Annotated in this window: 23 protein-coding genes; 10 read left to right on the top strand and 13 right to left on the bottom strand. The window is 59.8% G+C overall.

The features are described from left to right. Positions 1 to 55: 55 nt before the first annotated feature. Positions 56 to 784 (top strand): DUF3108 domain-containing protein, encoded by a 729-nt coding sequence (locus tag AC0J1C_RS06840; protein ID WP_473046164.1) that lies wholly within the window; start codon positions 56 to 58, stop codon positions 782 to 784. Here the strand turns inward: AC0J1C_RS06840 and AC0J1C_RS06835 are convergent. The 4 genes from AC0J1C_RS06835 to apbC all read right to left on the bottom strand — a co-directional run bounded on the left by AC0J1C_RS06835 (position 781) and on the right by apbC (position 4,752). Then, positions 781 to 2,058 carry a valine--pyruvate transaminase gene (locus AC0J1C_RS06835; RefSeq protein WP_473046162.1) on the bottom strand — a complete coding sequence of 426 codons (1,278 nt, stop codon included), beginning with the start codon at positions 2,056 to 2,058 and terminating at the stop codon, positions 781 to 783. The two genes, AC0J1C_RS06840 and AC0J1C_RS06835, sit on opposite strands and share 4 nt — an antisense overlap. Positions 2,059 to 2,133: 75 nt before the next feature. After that, the gene (locus AC0J1C_RS06830; protein WP_473046160.1) at positions 2,134 to 2,733 is read right to left on the bottom strand and encodes a YjaG family protein; all 600 of its coding nucleotides are present in this window, start codon (positions 2,731 to 2,733) and stop codon (positions 2,134 to 2,136) included. Beyond that, the gene (gene dcd / locus AC0J1C_RS06825; protein WP_008172848.1) at positions 2,730 to 3,296 is read right to left on the bottom strand and encodes a dCTP deaminase; all 567 of its coding nucleotides are present in this window, start codon (positions 3,294 to 3,296) and stop codon (positions 2,730 to 2,732) included. Before dcd ends, AC0J1C_RS06830 begins: the two co-directional genes overlap by 4 nt. A 355-nt stretch (positions 3,297 to 3,651) precedes the next feature. Next, the gene (gene apbC, locus AC0J1C_RS06820) at positions 3,652 to 4,752 is read right to left on the bottom strand and encodes an iron-sulfur cluster carrier protein ApbC (protein ID WP_473046159.1); all 1,101 of its coding nucleotides are present in this window, start codon (positions 4,750 to 4,752) and stop codon (positions 3,652 to 3,654) included. Between the two features lie 198 nt (positions 4,753 to 4,950). Here apbC and metG point away from each other — a divergent pair, with 198 nt between their 5' ends. The 9 genes from metG to AC0J1C_RS06775 all read left to right on the top strand — a co-directional run bounded on the left by metG (position 4,951) and on the right by AC0J1C_RS06775 (position 14,567). After that, positions 4,951 to 6,981, top strand: coding sequence for a methionine--tRNA ligase (gene metG, locus AC0J1C_RS06815; protein WP_473046158.1), 2,031 nt, complete (start codon positions 4,951 to 4,953; stop codon positions 6,979 to 6,981). A 45-nt stretch (positions 6,982 to 7,026) separates the two neighbouring features. Beyond that, on the top strand, positions 7,027 to 7,608 hold the full coding sequence (rsxA, locus tag AC0J1C_RS06810) for an electron transport complex subunit RsxA (protein ID WP_473046157.1): 582 nt from the start codon (positions 7,027 to 7,029) through the stop codon (positions 7,606 to 7,608). Positions 7,609 to 7,662: 54 nt separating this feature from the next. After that, positions 7,663 to 8,241, top strand: coding sequence for an electron transport complex subunit RsxB (gene rsxB / locus AC0J1C_RS06805; protein ID WP_375193648.1), 579 nt, complete (start codon positions 7,663 to 7,665; stop codon positions 8,239 to 8,241). Then, positions 8,241 to 10,070 (top strand): electron transport complex subunit RsxC, encoded by a 1,830-nt coding sequence (gene rsxC / locus AC0J1C_RS06800; RefSeq protein WP_473046156.1) that lies wholly within the window; start codon positions 8,241 to 8,243, stop codon positions 10,068 to 10,070. The genes rsxB and rsxC overlap by 1 nt, the downstream gene beginning before the upstream one ends. A 21-nt stretch (positions 10,071 to 10,091) precedes the next feature. Further along, positions 10,092 to 11,141 carry an electron transport complex subunit RsxD gene (gene rsxD, locus AC0J1C_RS06795; RefSeq protein WP_473046154.1) on the top strand — a complete coding sequence of 350 codons (1,050 nt, stop codon included), beginning with the start codon at positions 10,092 to 10,094 and terminating at the stop codon, positions 11,139 to 11,141. 2 nt (positions 11,142 to 11,143) lie between these two features. Beyond that, positions 11,144 to 11,845, top strand: a complete 702-nt coding sequence (rsxG, locus tag AC0J1C_RS06790; protein WP_473046153.1) for an electron transport complex subunit RsxG — start codon at positions 11,144 to 11,146, stop codon at positions 11,843 to 11,845. Position 11,846: 1 nt separating this feature from the next. Then, positions 11,847 to 12,563 carry an electron transport complex subunit E gene (locus tag AC0J1C_RS06785; RefSeq protein WP_375193652.1) on the top strand — a complete coding sequence of 239 codons (717 nt, stop codon included), beginning with the start codon at positions 11,847 to 11,849 and terminating at the stop codon, positions 12,561 to 12,563. 28 nt (positions 12,564 to 12,591) lie between these two features. Continuing rightward, positions 12,592 to 13,230 carry an endonuclease III gene (nth, locus tag AC0J1C_RS06780; protein ID WP_473046151.1) on the top strand — a complete coding sequence of 213 codons (639 nt, stop codon included), beginning with the start codon at positions 12,592 to 12,594 and terminating at the stop codon, positions 13,228 to 13,230. A gap of 87 nt (positions 13,231 to 13,317) precedes the next feature. Further along, positions 13,318 to 14,567, top strand: a protein-coding gene (locus tag AC0J1C_RS06775) for an IS3 family transposase (protein ID WP_473044084.1) whose coding sequence is annotated in 2 segments (ribosomal slippage) — positions 13,318 to 13,672 and positions 13,672 to 14,567 — 1,251 coding nt in all. Because the reading frame shifts where the segments join, the coding sequence is not laid out codon by codon here. A gap of 28 nt (positions 14,568 to 14,595) precedes the next feature. Here the strand turns inward: AC0J1C_RS06775 and AC0J1C_RS06770 are convergent. From AC0J1C_RS06770 to ispD, 9 genes are all read right to left on the bottom strand, one after another. Next, positions 14,596 to 15,171, bottom strand: a complete 576-nt coding sequence (locus tag AC0J1C_RS06770; protein WP_473046150.1) for a chalcone isomerase family protein — start codon at positions 15,169 to 15,171, stop codon at positions 14,596 to 14,598. A 203-nt stretch (positions 15,172 to 15,374) separates the two neighbouring features. Further along, positions 15,375 to 16,370 carry an RNA polymerase sigma factor RpoS gene (rpoS, locus tag AC0J1C_RS06765; RefSeq protein ID WP_091992382.1) on the bottom strand — a complete coding sequence of 332 codons (996 nt, stop codon included), beginning with the start codon at positions 16,368 to 16,370 and terminating at the stop codon, positions 15,375 to 15,377. A 202-nt stretch (positions 16,371 to 16,572) separates the two neighbouring features. Further along, positions 16,573 to 17,439: a peptidoglycan DD-metalloendopeptidase family protein gene (locus AC0J1C_RS06760; protein WP_473046513.1), complete on the bottom strand. Its 867-nt coding sequence runs from the start codon at positions 17,437 to 17,439 to the stop codon at positions 16,573 to 16,575. Between the two features lie 219 nt (positions 17,440 to 17,658). Then, positions 17,659 to 18,642 carry a polyprenyl-phosphate transporter gene (locus AC0J1C_RS06755; RefSeq protein WP_473046149.1) on the bottom strand — a complete coding sequence of 328 codons (984 nt, stop codon included), beginning with the start codon at positions 18,640 to 18,642 and terminating at the stop codon, positions 17,659 to 17,661. Positions 18,643 to 18,644: 2 nt separating this feature from the next. After that, positions 18,645 to 19,301 carry a protein-L-isoaspartate(D-aspartate) O-methyltransferase gene (locus AC0J1C_RS06750; protein ID WP_375194043.1) on the bottom strand — a complete coding sequence of 219 codons (657 nt, stop codon included), beginning with the start codon at positions 19,299 to 19,301 and terminating at the stop codon, positions 18,645 to 18,647. Next, positions 19,298 to 20,068 carry a 5'/3'-nucleotidase SurE gene (gene surE / locus AC0J1C_RS06745; RefSeq protein ID WP_473046148.1) on the bottom strand — a complete coding sequence of 257 codons (771 nt, stop codon included), beginning with the start codon at positions 20,066 to 20,068 and terminating at the stop codon, positions 19,298 to 19,300. Before surE ends, AC0J1C_RS06750 begins: the two co-directional genes overlap by 4 nt. 20 nt (positions 20,069 to 20,088) lie before the next feature. After that, positions 20,089 to 21,132: a tRNA pseudouridine(13) synthase TruD gene (gene truD, locus AC0J1C_RS06740; RefSeq protein ID WP_473046146.1), complete on the bottom strand. Its 1,044-nt coding sequence runs from the start codon at positions 21,130 to 21,132 to the stop codon at positions 20,089 to 20,091. After that, positions 21,129 to 21,608: a 2-C-methyl-D-erythritol 2,4-cyclodiphosphate synthase gene (gene ispF, locus AC0J1C_RS06735; protein WP_473046145.1), complete on the bottom strand. Its 480-nt coding sequence runs from the start codon at positions 21,606 to 21,608 to the stop codon at positions 21,129 to 21,131. Before ispF ends, truD begins: the two co-directional genes overlap by 4 nt. 27 nt (positions 21,609 to 21,635) lie before the next feature. Continuing rightward, the gene (gene ispD / locus AC0J1C_RS06730) at positions 21,636 to 22,337 is read right to left on the bottom strand and encodes a 2-C-methyl-D-erythritol 4-phosphate cytidylyltransferase (RefSeq protein WP_473046143.1); all 702 of its coding nucleotides are present in this window, start codon (positions 22,335 to 22,337) and stop codon (positions 21,636 to 21,638) included.

Raw genomic sequence — 22,337 nt, 5'->3', positions numbered from 1 at the left:
ACGTCTACACTGTCGCCAATGATGACGGTAACAGTTCCTGTTTGAGGCCTTTTTCATGACACTGCCCTCCAACCGACTCTGTTCCATGCTGCTGGTGCTTATCGGCGCTTTTGCCAGCCCAGCCGCAGGCGCGGCAGACACCACACCTGAACTGGTTCCTTTCGAAGCCAGCTACACCGCTGCCATGGAAAAGGGGCTCACGCTCAATGGCACCGCCAAACGTACCCTGACCGCCCAGGGCAACGATATCTGGCTATACCGCACCGATGTGGATTCGTTCATTGCCGACATTGACGAGTCGCTCATCTTCCGTTGGCAGGATGGCCGTGTTGTTCCCATGCGCTACCGGTATAGCCTGTCCGGTTTTCTGGTCAGCGACCGGAAACAATCCATCGATTTTGACTGGGAAAAGGGGCTGGCTACCGGACGCTACAAAGGCAAACCATTCGAGGTTGCCATTGATGAGGGCGTGCTCGACCCCCTTGGCTACCAGCTGCAACTCCACCAGGACATCCGTAGCGGACTCCGTGAGATGAGCTACCAGGTACTCGACAAGGGACGCATCGACGAGGAACGCTTTGCGGTTATCAATGGCGAATCGGTCAGGGCCGGCGGACAAACGCAGGCCACACTCAAGGCGGAAAAGGTTCGCGAGAACTCTGACCGGCAGACGCTGATCTGGTTCTCGAAGGAGCAGAACTACCTGATGGTTCGTCTGCGCCAGGTGGAACCGGACGGCAGCACCTACGAGCTGCGACTGAAAGACGCAGAGTTCGAGCGCTAGAGCGCGCGTCCGGCCTCCCGCCAGACAGCCTTTACCTCATCCGCAATAATACGAAGCCCCTCGGCCACCCGGTCATCATCCTGGGAATAGGTCACCCGCAGGCACTCGTGGCGATGTTTCCAGTCGTCCTCGGGCAACCCCGGGAAGAAATAATGCCCGGAAACCACCAGCACCCCTCGTCCTTTCAGACGCTGATACAACTCCAGACTGGTGATGGGCAGGTCCGGGAACCACAGCCAGAGGAACATGGCGCCCTCGGGTTTATGGACATACCAGCGGCAGCTGTCTTCACCCATGGCCTCCCGGAACGCCGCCACCGCCCGCTCCATCTTCGCCTTGTAAAATGGGCAGACCACATCCCGGCTCAGTGACAGGATCTCACCGGAGCGGACCAGGGGCTCCGCCAGCATGGCGCCGAAGCTGCCGGTGGCCAGGTTCATGATGGCATTGATCCCGGACAGCGCCTTGATGATCGGCTCGGCCGCAATCACGATACCGGTTCTGGCTGCGGGCAGCCCCAGTTTGGACAGGCTCAGGCAGAGAATGATCTGGTCGTTCCAGGTGGGCGTGGCGTCCACGAACAGCAGGCTTGGGAACGGCGTGCCGTACGCGCCGTCCACGATCAGAGGGATGTCATGCTCGCGAGCCAGTTGCTCCAGCCGGGCAAGTTCCTCGTCGGTCACCACATTGCCGGTGGGGTTGGTGGGCCTTGAAACGCAGATGGCGCCGGTTTCTCCGGTAACTTCTACGGCATCAAAGTCCACCCGGTACTTGAACTCGTGGGCATCGGTAAACGAGATGTCCGGCTGCACGGCATGAAACAGCCCCGGCTCAATGCCGGCGTCAGCGTAGCCGATGTACTCGGGGGCCAGCGGCAACAGAATGTGTTTCCGGTGCCCTTCCCCGTAATCGCCGCCAAACATGTTGAACAACATGAAGAATGCGGCCTGGCTGCCGTTGGTCAGGGCGATGTTTTCCGGCTTCAGGCCCCAGCCGTATTCACGATTTAGCAGTTCCGCGAGGGCGGCAATGAACTGTTTCTCGCCCTGGGGCGGATCGTAGATTCCAACCAGCCGGCGTACATCCCCCTCATTCCGGCTCATGTCCGCCAGGATTTCCTGCACCCGCTGCTGCACTTCCGGTATGTGCCCGGGGTTGCCGCCGCCCATCATGATCATGTCGTCGCCCGAGGCCATGGCGTTGCCCAGATCGTCCATCAGGGAGGTAATACCGGCATCGGCGGTGAACTTGCGACCAAAAGCAGAGAGTTTCATGGGGTAACATCCATTGGCACTGAGCTGAGAGTTACGGGTAATACCGGAAGTGTAGCCTGCCCACGGCTGCGGCGTTTACTCGTTGAGCGAGATACCGAGGTTGCTGATGCCGTCGTTGGCTGACTCTTGCCGAAGCCTTTCAACAAATTGGTCCGTGGGCGTGCGCCGGCGTTTCAGGGCCAGCACCAGGTCGCGCTGGAAGGTTTTGTCTTCTTTCATCAGCGGGTGGTGGTCCAGCAGCCGAACCAGCTCGTCCTCGTCCAGTTCATCGCCTTCGGAGAGCTCGATAAAGTTCATGACGGTGCCGGTGGCCATCTGGGAAGCATCGGTGGCGCGATGCTTGGCCGGGTTCAGCCGGTTGAGCAATGCCTGCTCCAGCAACTGGCAGAAATCGAAGGCGGGGTACACGCCATAGGCGTCGTAGGCATCCACATCCGGCGAAAGAGTTTCAAGCTTGGCCAGCAGTTGGGGTATGGCGGCTTCTGAGACGTCCTTTTGCAGCATGTCCCAGCCAAGATCCAGGAGCTGTCGCATTTTGGCGCCGGTTTTCAGGCCAACGGCATCGGCGAACAGGGCGTAGTTGGGAAAGGAGCGCTCGGCCAGGGCCAGCAGGAAGGCGCATTCGCGCCAGCCCTGCAGTTGTGAGACGGCCTTGAGGAACTGGTTGGCGTTCATGTCCTGGGCAGGGTCACGCCGGTCTGGCCAAGGTATTTGCCGCCGCGATCCTTGTAGCTTGTTTCGCAGATTTCGTCGGACTCGAAGAACAGCATCTGGGCCACGCCTTCGTTGGCGTAGATTTTCGCCGGCAGGTTGGTGGTGTTGGAGAATTCCAGGGTGACCTGGCCTTCCCACTCCGGCTCCAGCGGAGTGACGTTGACGATGATTCCGCAGCGAGCGTAGGTGGACTTGCCCAGACAGATGGTCAGTACGCTGCGCGGAATGCGAAAGTACTCGACGGTGCGCGCCAGTGCGAACGAGTTCGGCGGGATGATGCAGACGTCGCCGGTGTAGTTGACGAAGCTGTTTTCGTCGAAGTTCTTCGGGTCCACGGTGGCGGAGTGGACGTTGGTGAAGATTTTGAATTCGTTGCTGCAGCGTACGTCGTAGCCGTAGCTGGAGGTGCCGTAGGAGATCACGCGGCCTTTTTCGGTTTCACGAACCTGTCCGCTCTCGAACGGTTCGATCATGCCGTGCTGTTCGGACATCCGGCGAATCCACTTGTCGGATTTGATGCTCATTGGCGAAGTCTCGTATCCACTGGGAAAAATTGAGGCGTAGTTTACCTGTTCCCATGGGGTCTGTCGAAGTCCGTCGAGTGCCCAAAACTGGGGTCTGCGACTATGGCGCTAGACTTCGCTATTGGCGGGCTACGTCCACAGGGGCAGCCTTCCAAAAACCGCTACAAGCACCCCTTCGGGGTCCAGCCAGCAATCAAAGATTGCTGTCGTTCGGCTGTCGCATGAAGCTTCGCTTCATAAACGCTCGGCCTCACCCATGTGCGCTTGTTTCCGGCGATCCCTGGCCTACAACATTTTTGGACGACCTTTCCTGCAACCGCGAACGGGCCGCGTGCAAGCCCGCCCGCGAATCCGGTCAATGTTCGGTTACCGAGACACTGGAGATCGAACCAGTCAGGTTCCGCTCCCGGGTTGAGAGTTCGGCGCCTACCCTTCTTGCGATATCGCGGTAACGGCGGGCCACTTCGGAGTCTGGTTCGGCAATCACCGAGGGCGTGCCGCCGTCGGTCTGTTCCCGGATAGTCATGTGCAGGGGCAGTTGGCCGAGGAGTGTGGTGTCGTATTCCTCGGCGATGCGTTCGCCGCCGCCGTGGCCGAACAGGGGTTCTTCGTGGCCGCAGTTGCTGCAAATGTGCACACTCATATTTTCGACCACGCCCAACACGGGGATGTCGACTTTGCGGAACATTTCGATGCCTTTTTTGCCATCCAGCAGGGCAATGTCCTGGGGTGTGGTAACGATCACCGCGCCGGTGACCGGGACTTTCTGGGCCAGGGTGAGCTGGATGTCGCCGGTGCCCGGCGGCATGTCGACGATGAGGTAGTCGAGTTCGTTCCAGAGGGTCTGCTGGAGCAGTTGCATCACGGCGCCACTGACCATGGGGCCGCGCCAGACCATGGGGGTTTTCTCGGTGACCACAAAGGCCATGGAGTTGGCCTGCAGGCCGTGGGCGTCCATGGGAACGAAGTATTTGTTCTCACGGGTGTCGGGGCGCTTGCCTTCGGGCACGCCGAGCATCATGCCGATGCTGGGGCCGTAGATGTCGGCGTCGAGGATACCGACGCGGGCGCCTTCAGCCTGGAGGGCCAGGGCCAGGTTGACGGCGGTGGTGGATTTGCCAACACCGCCCTTGCCGGAGGCAACGGCAATGATGTTTTTCACGCCCGGCACGGAGGGCAGGTCTTTCTGGACCTTGTAGGAGTGGATGTTCTGTCCCACGTGGACTTCCACGCTTGCCACGCCGTCGACGTCTTCCAGGGCGTTCCCGACCAGTTGTTTGAGGGCGCCGGCGATGCCTCTGGACGGGTAAGGCAACTCCACCATCAGTGTGACCTTGCCGCTGTCGTCGGCATTCAGGGATTTGACGGCACCCAACTCGTAGAGGTCCTTGTTCAGGTACGGATCACGGTATTGGCGAACCGCTGCCTGCAGGGCCTGCTCAGAAATCTGTGTCATCGGGTTCTCCGGAATAAGCTCATGCTCGATTTTAAGCACGGAAACAGGTGATTCGGGTGAAAAATATCTGCTCGGAAGGTATCATCTGTGCCCGTTTCTGACCATATGGGGTCTTTACCTGGCGCAATCAATCCGGAAGCCGCCAGAACCCCGAAATCGTCTTTCCAACCCGACTCAACATAAGGTTCGGACATCACCATGACGCAAGCGAGCAAGCAACAGCGCGACATTCTGGTTACCAGTGCCCTGCCGTACGCCAACGGCCCGATCCACCTGGGGCACCTGCTGGAGTACATTCAGACCGATATCTGGGTGCGCTATCAGAAGATGCGGGGCCAGAACTGCTACTACGTTTGCGCCGACGATGCCCACGGCACCGCCATCATGCTTCGTGCCGAGCGCGAGGGCATTACCTCCGAGCAGCTGATCGATCGCATCCGTGGCGAGCATCAGGAAGACTTCGCCGGCTTCCACATCCGTTTCGACAACTACTACAGCACGCACTCGGAGGAAAACCGCCAGTTCTCCGAGTACATCTATCGCCAGTTGCAGGAAAACGGGCACATTGCCACGCGCAACATCACCCAGTTCTACGATCCTGAGAAAAAGATGTTCCTGGCGGACCGGTTCATCAAGGGCACCTGCCCCAAGTGCAAGACCGAGGACCAGTACGGCGACAACTGCGAGGCCTGCGGCGCCACCTACACGCCGGCGGAGCTGATCAACCCGCGCTCTGCAGTGTCCGGCGCCACGCCCATCGAGAAGGAATCCGAGCACTACTTCTTCAAGCTGCCGGATTTCCACGATTTCCTGGCCAAGTGGACCCGCAGCGGCACCCTGCAGCCTCAGGTTGCCAACAAGTTGGCCGAGTGGCTGGACGCCGGCCTACAGGAGTGGGACATCAGCCGCGATGCGCCCTACTTCGGGTTCGAGATTCCCGACGCGCCCGGCAAGTACTTCTACGTGTGGCTGGACGCCCCCATCGGCTACCTGGCCAGCTTCAAGAACCTGTGTAACCGCGAAGGCATCGATTTCGAGCACTTCTGGAAGGCCGATTCCACCGCCGAGGTCTATCACTTCATTGGCAAGGACATTATCAACTTTCACGCGCTGTTCTGGCCGTCCATGTTGCACGATGCCGGCTTCCGCACGCCCACGGCCGTCTGGGCCCACGGCTTTGTCACCGTCAATGGCAAGAAGATGTCCAAGTCTCGCGGTACCTTCATCATGGCCCGCACCTACCTGGACCATCTGAATCCGGAATACCTGCGCTACTACTTTGCCGCCAAGCTGACCGGCAGTGTGGACGACATGGACCTGAACCTTGAGGACTTTGCCGCCCGGGTGAATTCGGACCTGGTGGGTAAGGTGGTCAATATCGCCAGCCGCAGTGCCGGCTTTATTACCAAGCGCTTCGACGGTCAGTTGGGCCAGGTTACCGAGCACGCCAAACTGAAAGAGTTCATTGAGGCCGGCAAGGAGATCGAGGAATTCTACGAGACCCGCGAGTTTGGCCGCGCCATGCGCCGGATCATGGAACTGGCAGACATCGCCAACCAGTACGTGAACGATGAGCAGCCCTGGGTGATCGCCAAAGAAGAAGGCCAGGACGAGAAACTCCAGGCGATCTGCACCAACGCCATCAACATGTTCCATCTGCTGATGACCTATCTGGCGCCGGTACTGCCTGAAACTGCCAAGGCGTCGGAAGCGTTCCTCAATGCGCCCCTGGACTGGAACAAGCGCAGCGAGCGCCTGGAAAACCATGGCATCAACAAGTTCACACCACTGATGAGCCGGGTGGACATGGCACAGATCGAGAAAATGCTCGACGCCTCCAAAGAGGAGTTGCCTGCAGCGACCGGCAAGCCGGCACCGGCTGCCAATCTCGAGCCAATTTCCGATGAAATAGAATTTGGTGATTTCGCAAAAGTGGATCTTCGGGTGGTGAAGATTGTCAAAGCCGAACACGTGGAGGGCGCCGACAAGCTGCTTCGTCTGACCCTGGACGTGGGGCATGGCGAGCGTAATGTGTTTGCGGGCATCAAGTCTGCCTACAAACCGGAGGATCTCGAAGGTCGGCTAACGGTGATGGTGGCTAACCTCAAGCCCCGGAAGATGAAGTTCGGCATGTCGGAAGGCATGGTTCTGGCTGCAGGCCCCGGGGGCAAGGATATATTCATCCTGTCTCCGGATTCCGGCGCCACGCCGGGCATGCGGGTTATGTGACGACCGGCGGTCAGAGCGCTGTCAGTTGCCAATGGAGCAGGTTAAATGACCGAATATCTGCTGATTCTGGTCAGCACCATTCTGGTGAACAACTTTGTGCTGGTTCAGTTCCTGGGCCTGTGCCCGTTCATGGGCGTTTCCGGCAAGCTGGAGACAGCCATGGGCATGTCGCTGGCCACCACCTTTGTGCTGACCCTGGCGTCTGTGTGCAGCTACCTGGCCTTCACCTATTTGCTGGAGCCCCTGGACCTGGCCTTCCTCCGCACCATCACCTTCATCCTGGTGATTGCGGTGGTGGTGCAGTTCACCGAAATGGTGGTGCGCAAGACCAGCCCCCTGCTCTATCGCGTGCTGGGTATCTTCCTTCCGCTGATTACCACCAATTGCGCCGTGCTTGGCGTCGCGCTGCTGAACATCAACAAGCAGAACAATTTTGTGGAGTCGGTGCTGTACGGATTCGGTGCGGCAGCGGGCTTCTCCATGGTGCTGGTTCTGTTTGCGGCCATGCGTGAGCGGATTGCCGTGGCGGATGTGCCGGTGGCGTTTCGGGGCGCTTCCATTGGTCTTGTGACCGCAGGTCTGATGGCGCTGGCGTTCCTGGGCTTCACCGGCCTGGTCAGCGTGTGACAGAGTTGAAACAAGAGTTGAGACACGAGTTGCGGAATCAGGAGTAACAGCCTTATGTGGACAAGCGTTCTGATTGCCGTTGTGGTTCTTCTGGCCCTGGCCGTGGTCTTCGGTGGCCTGCTGGGCTTCGCCGCCGAACGATTCCGGGTGGAAGGTAACCCGCTGGTTGATGAAATTGATGCCCTGCTGCCCCAGACCCAGTGTGGTCAGTGTGGCTACCCCGGCTGCCGCCCCTACGCCGAGTCCATCGCCGACGGCGGCCCGATCAACAAGTGCCCGCCAGGCGGTGAAGGCACCATCAAGGCACTGGCAGACCTGCTGGACGTTGAACCGGAACCTCTGGACGCAGAACACGGAGTAGAACAGGTCAAACGGGTGGCTGTGATCCGTGAAGACGAATGTATTGGCTGCACCAAGTGCATCCAGGCATGCCCTGTAGATGCGATTCTCGGCGCCGCCAAGCACATGCACACCGTCATCGAGAGCGAGTGCACCGGCTGCGATCTGTGCGTTGACCCCTGCCCCGTGGACTGCATTGACATGGTGACAGTTGAGCCCGACATCCGAAGCTGGACCTGGACCCCACCCCGGCCCGGAGTAATCGCCACCGACCGTCAGGGAGCCAGCGCCTGATGACACAGCTTTGGGATTTTTCCGGCGGTATCCACCCCGCCGAGCACAAGGAGATTTCCACTGCGCGCCCGATTCGGGCGGCAGGCCTCCCCGAGCGCCTGGTGTTGCCGCTGCAACAGCACATCGGCGAACCGACCGAAGCCCTGGTAGCCGTTGGGGACCGGGTTCTCAAGGGACAGAAGATCGCAGACGTGCCGTCGGGAACGGGTGTTCCCGTGCACGCGCCAACCTCGGGCGTTATTGAAAGCATTGCCGACCTCCCGGTACCGCACCCCTCGGGCATGACCGACCGTTGCCTTGTCCTGAAACCCGATGGCGAAGACCAGTGGCAATCGAGGCAGCCGATCCCGGATTACCGCTCGCTGGATCGGGATCAGGTACTCCAGGTGATTCGCGACGCCGGCATCGCGGGTATGGGCGGCGCAGGCTTCCCCACCAATATCAAACTTCGCCCGCCCCGGGACCGCAAGGTCGGCACACTGATCCTCAACGGCGCCGAATGCGAGCCCTACATCACGGCCGATGACATGACCATGCGCGAGAAGGCGGACCGGGTGGTTGCGGGCCTGAAGATCATGGCGTGGATTCTCCGCCCGGAGCGCTGCGTGATCGGCATCGAGGACAACAAGCCCGAAGCCATCGCCGCCCTGCGCCAGGCCATTGAAGGCACGCAGACAGAAATTGCTGTGATCCCGACCAAGTATCCTTCGGGGGGCGAGAAGCAGCTGATCCAGATTCTCACCGGGATGGAGGTGCCCAGTGGTGGCATTCCGGCCGATATCGGCGTCATGTGCCAGAACATAGGTACCGCCGTTGCCGTGGCAAACGCCGTACTGGATGGCTCGCCGCTGATCTCCCGGGTGGTCACCATCACCGGCGATGCCGTGCGCCAGCCGGGCAACTTTGAAGCCTTGATCGGCACGCCCATCGAGTACCTGCTTGAGCAGGCGGAGGTGGACCAGAGCACGGTGAGTCGCCTGGTGCTGGGTGGCCCGATGATGGGCTACACGCTGACCACCGAGGCGGTGCCTGTCGTCAAGACCACCAACTGTGTAATTGCCGCCACTGCAGAGGAATTGCCTGCACCACCGCCGGAACAACCCTGCATACGCTGCGGCCAGTGCGCCGAGGCCTGCCCCATGGAGTTGCTGCCCCAGCAGTTGTTCTGGCACGCCAAGGCCACGGAATTCGAAAAGGCCGAGCACCTGAATCTGTTTGACTGCATAGAGTGCGGCGCCTGCTCCTACGTGTGCCCGAGCTCGATTCCGTTGGTGCAGTACTACCGGTTTGCCAAGGGTGAAATCCGGATACAACGAGCCGAGCAGATCAAGGCAGACCGCGCCAGGGAGCGGTTTGAGGCCCGCCAGGCACGCCTGGAACGGGAGCAGCAGGAGAAGGAGCTGCGCCGCAAGGAGCGGGCCCAGGCTGCCGCCGAGGCCCAGGCGAAGAAAGCGGCAGAGGCGGAAAAAGCCGCGGAAAGCAGTGAGGCCGGTGACGAGCGAGCCGCCAAGGCGGCGTTGGTTGAGCAGGCACTGGCGCGCAAGAAAGCAAAAGCCGAGGCAGCCAGGCCCCAGGAACCCGCGCAAGCCCCGGCGGAAGAGGCACCCGATATCGAGGCGTTGGAAAAGCAGCTGACCCAGGCCCGTGCCAAGCTGGAGACCATGCAGGGCATGCTCGACGAGGCGAAAGCCCAGCAGGCAGACAACGTCGACAAACTGGAGCGGGCCGTGGCCAAGAATCACGACCGTGTCCAGAGGGCCGAAGCGGCCCTGTCGGAGGCAAAACAGTCCCAAGCCGGCCAGCAGGCCGAGTCTCAGACCACCCAATAAGCGGAATCAGGCACGACACCCATGGCGTTTGTTCAGCAATCCTCCCCCCACGCCCACAGAGCCCGGCCAACCTCCCGGGTAATGATGTGGGTGATGATCGCCGCCTTGCCGGGCCTGCTGGCACAGACCCTGTTTTTCGGCTGGGGTAACCTGATCAATGTGGTGTTCTGCATTGCCGTTGCCATTGGCTCTGAAGCCGCCCTTCTGGCCCTGCGCAAAAAGCCGGTGGGCTTTTTTATCCGGGACAACACGGCGGCTGTGACCGGTCTGCTCCTGGGGCTGTCCTTGCCGCAGTTCACCCCCTGGTGGGTGTCGGCGGTGGCGGTTATTTCCGCCATTGTGGTTGCCAAACAACTCTACGGTGGCCTTGGCTCAAACCCCTTCAATCCGGCCATGGTGGGCTATGCCCTGGTGCTGGTGTCCTTTCCCGTGGCCATGACCACCAACTGGGCTGAACCGGCAACGCTCTGGGGCGGCGCACCGGGCTTTGGCGACACCCTGGCAGCCATCGCCTCCGGACAGCAAACGGCGGTGGACGGCTGGACCATGGCCACGCCCCTGGACGAGTACAAACACAAGATCGCCACACACACGGCGTCGGAGGTGCTTGTGCACCCGACCTTTGGTGGGGGCGTTGCCCGGGGCTGGGAGTGGGTCAACGCGGGTTTTCTGGCCGGTGGCCTGCTGCTGATTGGACTTCGCATCATCAGCTGGCACATTCCGGTCGGTTTCCTCGCTGGCCTGGCGGTAATGAGCCTCGCATTCGGCAGCAACGCCGATCTGTATGCACCGCTCTCCCTGCACATGCTTGCAGGCGGCACCATGCTGGGCGCCTTCTTCATAGCCACCGATCCGGTCTCGGCAGCAACCAGTCACCAGGGCAAGCTGATCTACGGCGCCGGCATCGGCATTCTGATCTATCTGATTCGCACCTGGGGCAATTACCCGGATGCCGTCGCCTTCAGTGTGCTGCTGATGAATTTTGCAGTACCGTTCATTGACCATTACACCCCACCACGCACTTACGGCCACCACAAGGCCCGTCGGGGCGTACCGGGGAGTCAGGGATAATCATGGCTGCAGTTGCCAAATCCATCCGTCGCAGCGCCATTGGTCTCGGCCTGTTTGCCATCATCACCGGTGGCACCATTGCGGTTACCCAGGTCGCCACCGAGGAGCGCATCCGTGAACAGGCGGCCCGCGCCGAGGCCCAGGCCCTGTTCGAAATCATTCCCGAAAGCCGCCATAACAACGACCTGCTCAGGGACACCGTACAGCTTCCCGCCAGCGAACGGTTGACCCAGACCGGCCCGGTGACCGTCTGGGTAGCTCGACAAAACGAGCAACCGGTGGGGCTGATCATGCCCGTGGTGGCGCCCGACGGCTACTCCGGCAATATCAACCTGCTGGTTGGCATTGATATGAAAGGCACCATCCTGGGCGTTCGCGTGACGAGCCACAAGGAAACTCCGGGGCTCGGAGACAAGATTGAGCTCAAGAAATCCGACTGGATCCGGACCTTTACCGGGCGCTCCCTGGGAAGCCCACCGCATCGGGAGTGGAATGTCCGGAAGAACGGCGGCGAGTTCGACCAGTTTACCGGTGCCACCATTTCACCACGGGCAGTGGTAAAAGCCGTACAGAAGGCCCTGGTTTATTTCCGCGAACATCGGCAGGTGATTCGCGAGCGCCTCAACGAGCCGCCGTCCCCGAGGGAACGCCCACTCGACCCGGAAGCGATCGCCGGAAAGTCACCCAACAGGGAGCACTCCTGACATGGCAACCAAATCAGGCAGCGATATCATCCGAGACGGACTCTGGACCAACAATCCGGCGCTGGTACAGGTCCTTGGACTGTGTCCCCTGCTCGCCGTCACCAGCACTGTGGTCAATGCCATCGGCCTGGGGCTGGCCACTCTGATGGTACTGATGGGGTCCAACCTCGCCGTCTCGCTGATCCGTAACTTTGTTGGCGAGTCGGTCCGCCTGCCGGCGTTCGTCATGATCATTGCCTCCTTCGTAACCTGTGCGGAGCTGTTGATGCAGGCGTATACCTACGAGCTGTACCAGATTCTCGGCATCTTCATTCCGCTGATTGTCACCAACTGTGCCATCCTCGGCCGCGCCGATGCCTTCGCCTCCAAGAACGCCCCCGGCCCCGCCCTGCTCGATGGAGCGATGATGGGTGTCGGGTTCCTCCTGGTACTCATTGTTCTGGGTGGCATGCGTGAGCTCGTTGGCCAGGGCAGCCTGTTCGTGGACATGAACCTGCTGTTCGGCCCCACGGCCGCCGACTGGGTTATTCGCCCCTTCGAGAACTATCCGGACATGCTGTTCATGATTCTTCCACCGGGCGCCTTCATTGGCCTTGGGCTGCTGATTGCCCTGAAAAATGGCATTGACCATCAGCTCAAGGAGCGCCGTAAGGTTAACGAACCTGCACCGGTGAGCTCGGGCAGCAAACGGGTTCGGGTAACAGGCAACGTATCCTGACATTCCGCCAGACAACGATCGACAACCGATGAACAAGCAGAAGCGTACCGAGATCTTTACCCGGTTGAGGGAAGCCAACCCGAATCCCACAACGGAACTGAACTACACGAGCCCTTTTGAGCTGCTGATTGCGGTGATTCTGTCGGCTCAGGCTACCGACGTGGGTGTCAACAAGGCTACCGATCGTCTGTTTCCGGTGGCCAACACCCCCGAGGCCATCCTGGCGCTGGGCGTGGACGGGCTGAAGGAATACATCAAGACCATCGGGCTCTTTAACAGCAAGGCCGAAAACGTTATCAAGACCTGCCGGATTCTGGTTGAGCAACACGGAAGCCAGGTACCCGAGCGCAGAGAGGATCTCGAGGCCCTGCCGGGTGTTGGCCGGAAAACGGCGAACGTGGTTCTTAACACCGCCTTTGGCCAGCCAGCGATGGCCGTGGACACCCACATTTTCCGGGTATCAAACCGCACGGGCATTGCGCCGGGGAAGAACGTTCTGGAAGTGGAAAAGCGTCTGATGCGCCTGGTGCCGAAGGAGTTTCTGCTGGATGCGCACCACTGGCTGATCCTGCACGGCCGGTACACCTGCACCGCCCGGAAGCCCAAATGCGGGGCCTGCATCATCGAGGACCTGTGCGAATTCCGGCACAAGCGCGACTACCTGTAACTGCAGTTACAGAAAAGCCGGCCCAGGGCCGGCTTTTCTTTCATGCTTGACCCGTCCTGAAATACGTTGTCATCTGGAGATGCAGAGATGGACAACGTCACTCCCACCCGCAAGAAGCGCACGCAGCGTGATTACAACCTGGGCTTTAAATTAGCGGTTGTTGATCAGGTCGAAAAAGGCGAGCTCACCTATAAACAGGCCCAAAGGACCTACGGCATTCAAGGGCGCAGCACGGTTCTCACTTGGCTGCGCAAGCATGGTAGATTGGACTGGTCCCTGCCGAGGAACTCGCCCATGAACCGATCCCAGGAAACGCCCGAGCAGAAGATCAAGCGACTTGAAAAAGAGCTAGAAGATGAGCGTCTTCGCAATCTCCTGCTCAATGAGATGGTCGATATTATGGATCGGGAATACGGAGCCGGTCTGCGAAAAAAGTATTTATCCAAGGAGCGCGTACGCTGCAAGCAAAAGGCAAAGTAAGCCTGAGCAAAAGCTGCTCGCTCTTTGGAGTAACACGCCAGGCGGTTTATCAGCGTCTTCAGCGGCGGAGAAGGCGCCAAAGTGAGCTGGAGCCGGTTAAAGCGCTTGTGCAGCAGATTCGAAAACGATTGCCGCGACTGGGAACACGCAAGCTGTATTATCTGTTGCGCGAAGAATTTCAGGCCCTTGGCATCAAGCTGGGTCGAGATGGTTTGTTTGATTACCTGCGTCAGCACCAGTTACTGGTTCATCCGAAGAAAAACTATACGAAAACAACCGACAGCCGCCATTGGATGAGGAAGCATCCCAACCTGTTTGCAGGATGTGAGCTGCATCGTCCCGAGCAGGTCTTCGTGAGCGATATCACCTACGTCGAAACAGATGAGGGGGTGCATTATCTATCCCTGGTTACGGATGCCTTCTCACGCAAGATCATGGGCCATAACCTCAGTCACGAGATGAAAGCTTCCGATACCGTGGCCGCGCTGAACCAGGCCGTCCGTCATCGTATGACCGACCAACCCCTGATACATCATTCGGATCGAGGCATCCAATACTGCTCTTCTCTGTACCAAGGAGTGCTGCGGAAACATCAGATTCGGCCATCCATGACCGATGGGTATGATTGCTACCAGAATGCTCTTGCTGAGCGGATCAACGGCATCCTCAAGCAGGAGTTCCTGATCAATCGATGTCGAACCTTTGCCGAGTTGGGCGTACTGATCAAGGAGTCTGTTGATGCCTATAATACCTACAGGCCACACCTCAGCCTCGGCATGAAAACGCCACAAGAGGTACATGAAAAAGCCAGCACCCGAGGGGAGCTGGCTTCAACAAAAACCGTCAACGTATATTAGGACGGGTCAGCTCCTGAATGGTCGCGCCTTAGCGTTGACCGAGCATTTTCTCTTTCAGGTCCTTCTGGGCGGGCTTGTCCGACAGCCAGATGCCAAACAGCGCTTTCTTGAACGCCAGACCGCCAATGGTGTCCTTGTGTTGGCCGTTCTTGAGCACTTTCACGCCCTCGTCCGGCAGATACACCAGATCAAAGACGTCACCTTCGGTGATTTCATCCTGGAACACCGCCATGAACTGATCCACCTGGTCCTGGATTGCAGCCATATCACCGTCGGTGGAGGCTTCAAACCCTTCGAGCGTCGCTTCGGTCATACGCTCGCTGGTGATCATCCCGGAAATGATATGCAGGGTAATCGCCTGGGGTTCGTCGGCATTGATGACCGCTTCACCATCGTTGATGGTCTCCGGAACGTAAAGACCGCCCACGTACAGATCCATGAACCACTTGGAGCGGGTGCCTGCGCCGTTGAGCTTGAGCTCGGTATCCATGGCGGAGTAAGTATCCGGAACGTCAACACCTTCTACCTCAAGTGCCGACGCCGGTGCAGACAGCACGGCTGCCATGACGACGGAGGCAAAACCGGTTGTAAGAGCCTTCTTCATAGTCCTTTCCTTTTCGATCGTTATTATTGACGTGTTTCATTCGTGCACCGGGTTTCGACACCCTTATCCCCGCCCGGTGCTCGCATTCTATCAATGAGGCCGGCCTGCGAAGCGCAACCTGGTTCTCATTTGCGGCGATCCTGAAACACAAAAGCCGGCGGGAGCTTCTCCGGCCGGCTTTTGATCGAAAGATAATGCTTAGATTACTTGAACAGCAGATTCCCCGACAGACCCTCCTTTTCGAGAATCTCCCTCAGGCGGCGCAGGGCCTCAACCTGGATCTGCCGAACCCGCTCTCGGGTAAGGCCAATCTCCTGTCCGACTTCCTCCAGTGTGCTCACCGGGTAGCCCCGCAGTCCAAAGCGGCGTGACAGAACTTCCTGCTGTTTGTCGCTGAGCTGGTCGATCCACTTCTCGAGGCACGAACACATGTTGTTGTCCTGGAGAAGGTCCGCCGGATCTGAGGCGCCTTCGTCGGCCACCGTGTCCAGCAACGACTTTTCGCCGCCACTGCCAATTGGCGTATCCATGGAGGCTACGCGCTCGTTCAGGCCCAGCATGCGCTTCACATCGGCCACGGGCTTGTCGACCATGCGGGCTATTTCCTCCGCTGAGGGCTCGTGGTCCAGTTTCTGGGTGAGTTCCCGGGCGGCCCGCAGGTAGAGGTTGAGCTCCTTTACCACATGAATCGGCAGGCGAATGGTGCGGGTCTGGTTCATGATCGCCCGTTCAATGGTCTGGCGAATCCACCAGGTGGCGTAGGTGGAGAACCGGAAGCCGCGCTCCGGATCAAACTTTTCGACCGCCCGGATCAAACCCAGGTTGCCCTCTTCGATCAGGTCCAGCAGCGTGAGGCCACGGTTCACGTAGCGTCGGGCAATCTTGACCACCAGGCGCAGGTTGCTCTCGATCATGCGTTTACGCCCGGATTCCTCGCCCTTGCGCGCCAGCCGGGCAAAGTAGACCTCTTCTTCCGGTGTCAGAAGTGGGGAAAATCCGATTTCGTTGAGATAAAGTTGGGTGGCGTCCAGCTGCTTCTGGCTGGTGAAGTAACGCCCCTGGGTAGGAAAGTCCTCTTCGACCTCGGCAACCTCGTCGTTTGCCTCCTTGTCGACTTTTTCTTCGGCTAACAGTTGATCGTCTGCATCCTCAATGTCTGACACGCGATCGATAATGATGTCTTCTTGCTCTGCTGACATAGGTGTTGCCCCGCCTCAATAATCCTGGATGTTTGCCCGATACTTCTTGTTATTGCGGACATTCTGGTTTCGTGCTTTTCTTCAGGACATTTTGTTGGCTGACCTTTATCGGCCAGTACCGTTCTTGTTTTTGTGTCGAATGCGGTTTTTTGTCAGTGCCGTCGTGATCTGGCCGCCTCAGCTGAGCTCACTGCCTTCCCTGCTAGCGTGGCGGCAGGTAGTGGACCGGATCAACCGGGTTGCCATTTTTGCGGATCTCAAAATGCAACATGGGTCGTTCAGCGCCACTGCTACCGAGCTCTGCGATCACCTGCCCGGCGGTTACATCCTCCCCTTCCTGCACCAGAATCTTCCGGTTGTGAGCGTAAGCACTCAGATAGTGCTCGTTATGATTCACGATAATGAGATTACCGTAACCTAGCAACCCGTTACCGGCATAGACGACATTTCCTGCCGCCGCTGCCTTTACAGCATCCCCGGGTTTTCCGGCAATATCAATACCTTTGTTGACTTTTCCGGATGTTGAATATCCAGCAATTACGGTGCCAACGTGCGGCCATCGCCACTCGATACGGGCCACCGTCTGCGTCTGCGACGCCAGAGGTTTGTTGCTGGCCGGCGCCCGGGTCACCGCGGGCTTGGGTGCCGTCGCAGCCGTTTGCCGGGGCGGTGAAACCCTGCTGGCTGACCTTGGTGGCGAACTCCCCGCAGAAGCAGTCTGCCGGCTGGATGTGACAGTTCCGCGAAGGTCCAGGCGCAGCACCTGGCCGGCCTTCAGATTCCAGGGGGGGCCGATACCGTTGGCGCTGCCCAGCTCCCGATAATCACGACCGTAGCGCCAGGCGATGCTGTATAGCGTCTCGCCCGGTTGCACGACGTGTCGGCCCCAGTAGACCGGCGGGTTGTAGATATCGTCCTGATACAGTGCCGGAGTGTTGCAACCGCCCAACATCAGCAGGAGCAGAAGAAGAGACAGAAGACGAGACGTTTTTCCGGGCCAAGCGCGCCCGAGGGCACCGAAGGGGAACCGCGGGGAAGCCAGCAGGCCGGCCAGGGAGAGCCCACGCAAAAAAATCACAGAAATAAAAACGACCCAGTTATGAAAATTCGGTATAAATAGCCTGTCCGTTCAAAGCTATTTCTAGGTTTCTTATAAAGTTTAAGGACTAACTTGCTAATATATTGCACATTTCCTGATGCAAGCCAAGTTACCTTCCGGTCACTGCTGTTACCTCAAGAAACAACCGGCCGGCCCATCTGGTAACACTTCCGGTGGTCCGGTCGGGCCTCAGGCCCTCTGGGCCGCTCCGGATCCGCGCCCGCCAATCCACTCCACCACAATCACAAGAAAGAAACCGGCCAGGGCCGCCATAACGGCCAGGGCCAGCTTCGGATCCTGCCCCATCTGCTCGGCAAAGGTCCATGGCAGGATGCTCACCTCGTTCACCGGGACTTCCTCGCCGGCGCTGTTTACCCGCCAGCTCAGGGTTTCCTTCCATGGCCAGACCTTGTTCAGGGCACCGATCATGAAGCCGGTCAGCAAAGCCAGCACCAGGTCGTGAAAATGATGGAACGCCCAGGTGATCAGGCGAGCGATTGAAAGCAGGCCCACCAGACAGCCCAACATGAAGAGCAACAGCACGCCCAGGTCCAGGGACTTGATGGCGGCCAATACCGGAGCGTACATTCCGATCACAAGCAGAATGAAGCTACCGGATATGCCCGGAAGGATCATTGCGCAGATGGCCAGCGCCCCGGCCCCAAAGAACACCAGAGACGACGGCGATGCCTCACCGGCCGACAGGGTGGTTACCCACCAGGCGAACCCGATGCCAATGAAAAGGGGCAGAGCAAGGCCAATCTGGTAATGGCGCACCTGTCGCCCCACGTGCCACACGGAGGCGACAATCAGTCCGAAGAAAAAGCTCCAGATCAGGATTGGATACTGCGCCAACAGGTAACTGATGGCCGAGGCGAGTGTTGCGATACTGGTCAGGATGCCGGCCAACAGGGACAACAGAAAGGTTCCGTCGCAGGCGCGCCAGAATACGCCCAGCTGGCGTTTCCTGAGCAGATCATAAAGCGCCGGCGGCACCGCATTGATGGCCTCCAGAAGACGGAAATAGATGCCCGTGATAAACGCAATGGTGCCACCGGACACCCCGGGTACGATATCCGCTGCCCCCATGGCCAGCCCCCTCAGGAACACGCCACCCGGGCTCTGGGATCGCTCGATGTCCTGATCGGCGCTACGGCTCTGCGGATTATCCATGGTTATCGGACAACCCCGCCAAGCAGAGGAACAAAGCGGACAGGCTCCAGCTCCCGGTGCTCGAACCGGTCGCCCCGACGGATCACCTCCACCAGCACCTGGTCTTCCTCCCCCACCGGGGCAATCAGAACGCCGCCGTCTTCGAGTTGCGCCAAGAGTTCTCTCGGTATTTCCACCGGCGCTGCGGTTACGATGATACCGGCGAAAGGCCCCCGCTCGGGCCAGCCCATGCCGCCATCTGCATGTTTGAGAAAGACATTGCGCGCCTGGAGCTGGCGCAGCCGTTCCCGGGCCCGGTCCTGCAACGCCTTGATACGCTCAACGCTGTAGATCTCCGGGAACAGGCGTGACAGCACAGCCGTCTGGTAGCCGGACCCCGTACCCAGCTCGAGCACTCGGGCCGGCCCATGAGCAAGCATCAGCTCTGTCATGCGGGCGACAATGTAGGGCTGCGACAGCGTCTGTCCATAGCCGATGGGTAGTGATGTGTCCTCGTAGGCCCGGTGCGACAGGGCTTCGTCCAGAAAGATATGGCGCGGCACTTCGCCCATAACCTCAAGAACCCTGTCCGACTGGATACCCGCATCCCTCAGGCGCTGTACCAGCCGCATCCGGGTGCGCCTGGAGGTCATTCCGATGCCTTCAAGCTGAGTTGTCATTCGCTCGCTCCCGAACCACCCTCCAGGGCGTCAACCCAATCCCGCAGGGAGCTCAGCGCCTCGTGGCGGGTCATATCAATGTGCACCGGCGTCACCGAGACATATCCCTCACGCACCGCATGAAAATCGGTACCCGGCCCGGCATCCCCGCCCTCGCCCGCGGCGCCGATCCAGAAGCGCTCCTTTCCACGTGGGCAGGTCATCGGGACCGCTCCCTCGGCCCGCTCCCTGTGGCCCAGGCGGGTTACCCGGATACCCGCCAGCTCGTTCCAGGGGACGTCCGGCACATTCACGTTCAGAATGGATCGCGGCCCCAGCACCATGGGCCGGCCGTTTTCCAGAAGCATCCGCACCACACGGGCCGCGGTTTCATAATGAAAGTGGCCGTTGTTGACCAGGGATACGGCGATGGCTGGCAACCCCAGGTGCCGGCCTTCAGTGGCGGCAGCCACGGTTCCGGAGTAGATGATGTCATCGCCAAGATTGGCGTGGGTATTAATGCCCGACACCACCCGGTCGAAGGGTTCGCGAAAGAGTCCGTTCACGGCCAGGTGAACACAATCCGTGGGCGTACCGTCAACGGAACGGAACCCATTGGGATGCTCTTCCACGGTCAGAGGGCGGTTCAGGGTCAGCGCGTTGCTGGCGCCGCTATGATCGCGGTCAGGGGCAACCACTTCCAGGTCCCCCACTCCCTTGAGTCCTTCGTGAAGGGCAATCAGCCCCGGTGAATGAACGCCGTCATCGTTGGACAACAGAATACGCACAGTGTTCTCCGCTAGCCTTGTTATTCGTTATGTCGGCCGAGGCTCATGTCCTCAAGCTCGAAAAGATCACCCAGCATGGTGGTCGCGTACTGGCCCGGCGTAAGGAAGAACGCCAGCTCCAGGCAATCGTCTGCCAGCCATCGCCAGGTCAGTTTCTGCGGCTTCAACGCCAGTGGCCGCCGTTCGGGTTTCATGCGGGTTGACGAAAACACGGCTGCCATCTCTGGCGCGCGGGCAACCACCTCCCTCTCCAGCGCACCAGTCTCGCCGGTGGCCGTGGTACCACCATCTCCCCACAGTGGACCGGTCGCGCCTTCGTGGCGCCAGCTGCCGTCCATTACTCGGGCCGCAAGCACTTCATTGAACAACCAGGAACGTGCCGCCGAAAAGTACAATACGTTTTTCGAGTCTTCGCTGCCACCACGCTTGCCACGCCCGCGACGTTTTCGGCCGGAACCTGGCTGACGATTCATCGCGGACGGATCCATGGAAACCGCCCGATCCAGGTTGGCGCCCCCCTGCCCGAAGCGTTGGGGACCGAAATAATTGGGAGCGCCGAACTCGGCAAGGCGGGCCAGAGCCTGCTCAATCTCGATCCGGGAGCCCTGTACGTCGCGCAGAGTGATCGCAAAGTGATTGCCGCTGTGCTCGCCCCGGCGCAGTTTTCTGGACTGCCGGCAAGCCGAAAGCACCGGCCAGCGCTGACCGATAGCGTGAATCAGCTCGGCGTCCTGCAACTCCCCGCCCGGACGATACAGGCTGAACCACTGGCAGGTAACGGCGTGTCGGTCCTTGAGGCCACAAAAGCCCACATCAAAGTGTCGGCTACCGGCCATCCTGGCCAGTTCCCGGGCGACATACTCTGTATTGTCGCCGGTTTTCTGAAGTTTCACACAGAGATGCTCTCCAGCACCGGCTACTGAATCACCGCCGATGGGATTCGCATCCGGAACGGGCAGCTGCAGCTCCTCGTCAACGCGAAAATCCTCAGGGGAGCATTTGAGCAGAGCCCGTGCCACACGAGCACCACCGGACGTCGGCCAGTCGAGACGCCACGGGCTCACGACTCCACCAGTTCCAGCAGGCAAATGGCCTGACAGGCAATCCCCTCACCGCGGCCGGTAAACCCGAGTTTTTCCGTTGTAGTGGCCTTGACGCTGACCCGGCTGGCGGGAATACCGAGATCTTCGGCAATATTGAGACGGATGGCATCAATGTGCGGCGCCATCTTTGGCGCCTGGGCAATGATCGTGGAGTCGACGTTGACCACGCTCAGCCCTTCTTCACGGATGCGGACCATCACCCGGCGCAGCAAATCACGGCTGTCGGCCCCGGCCCACTCGTCACTGGTATCCGGAAACAGGTGGCCGATGTCGCCTAGTGCAGCCGCGCCCAACAGGGCATCCGCCAGCGCATGCAGGAGTACGTCACCGTCCGAGTGTGCTTTAAGACCATGAGAATGGGGGATCTTGACGCCCCCCAGGGTGACAGTATCACCTTCACAGAAGGCGTGGACGTCAAAGCCCTGACCAATACGCATAGTATACTCCGGGGAGATTCGGACAACTCAGAACTGACCAAGGATAAACTTGGCCAGTGCCAGATCTGCAGGTACGGTTATTTTAATGTTGTCGGGCCGCCCTTCAACCAGAACCGGCATGTTACCGGAAAACTCGATCGCAGAGGATTCATCGGTGACCTCCACGCCAGCATCCAACGCGGCTTCGAGCGCGTCGACAAGCGGGCGATACCGGAACATCTGCGGGGTAAGTGCTCGCCACAATCCCCGGCGGTCCAGGGTGGACTCTACTTCCGGTAACTCCCCGGCAGTGGCTCGCTTCAGGGTATCGGCCACCGGTGACGCCAGCAGCCCTCCAACCGGATGTTCGTAAACGCTGTCGATCAGGTTTGCCAGGTCGGCGGTGTGCACACAGGGACGGGCGGCGTCATGGACCAGCACCCAGTCCCGATCATCCGCCTGTTCCGCCAGGGCCCGAAGCGCAGCCAGAACCGAGCAGGCACGTTCGGAGCCCCCCGTGCAGGTCTGAATACGGCTGTCATGCCGGGCATCGGTATCGGGCCACCACCGGTCAGCGGGGTGTAGCGGCACCATGCAGCCAGCGAAGGGTGCTGCGTCCATCACCCGAGACAGGGTGATGTCGAGGATAAAACGTTCGTCAATACGGAGATACTGTTTGGGCTGCTCCGCTCCCATGCGCTGTCCGATACCGGCAGCGGGGACGATGAGCCAGAGGCGGGGTGCGGTCAT

It is taken from the genome of Marinobacter sp. E2 (assembly GCF_055755345.1).
This window is presented reverse-complemented; position numbering and strand designations above follow the sequence as displayed.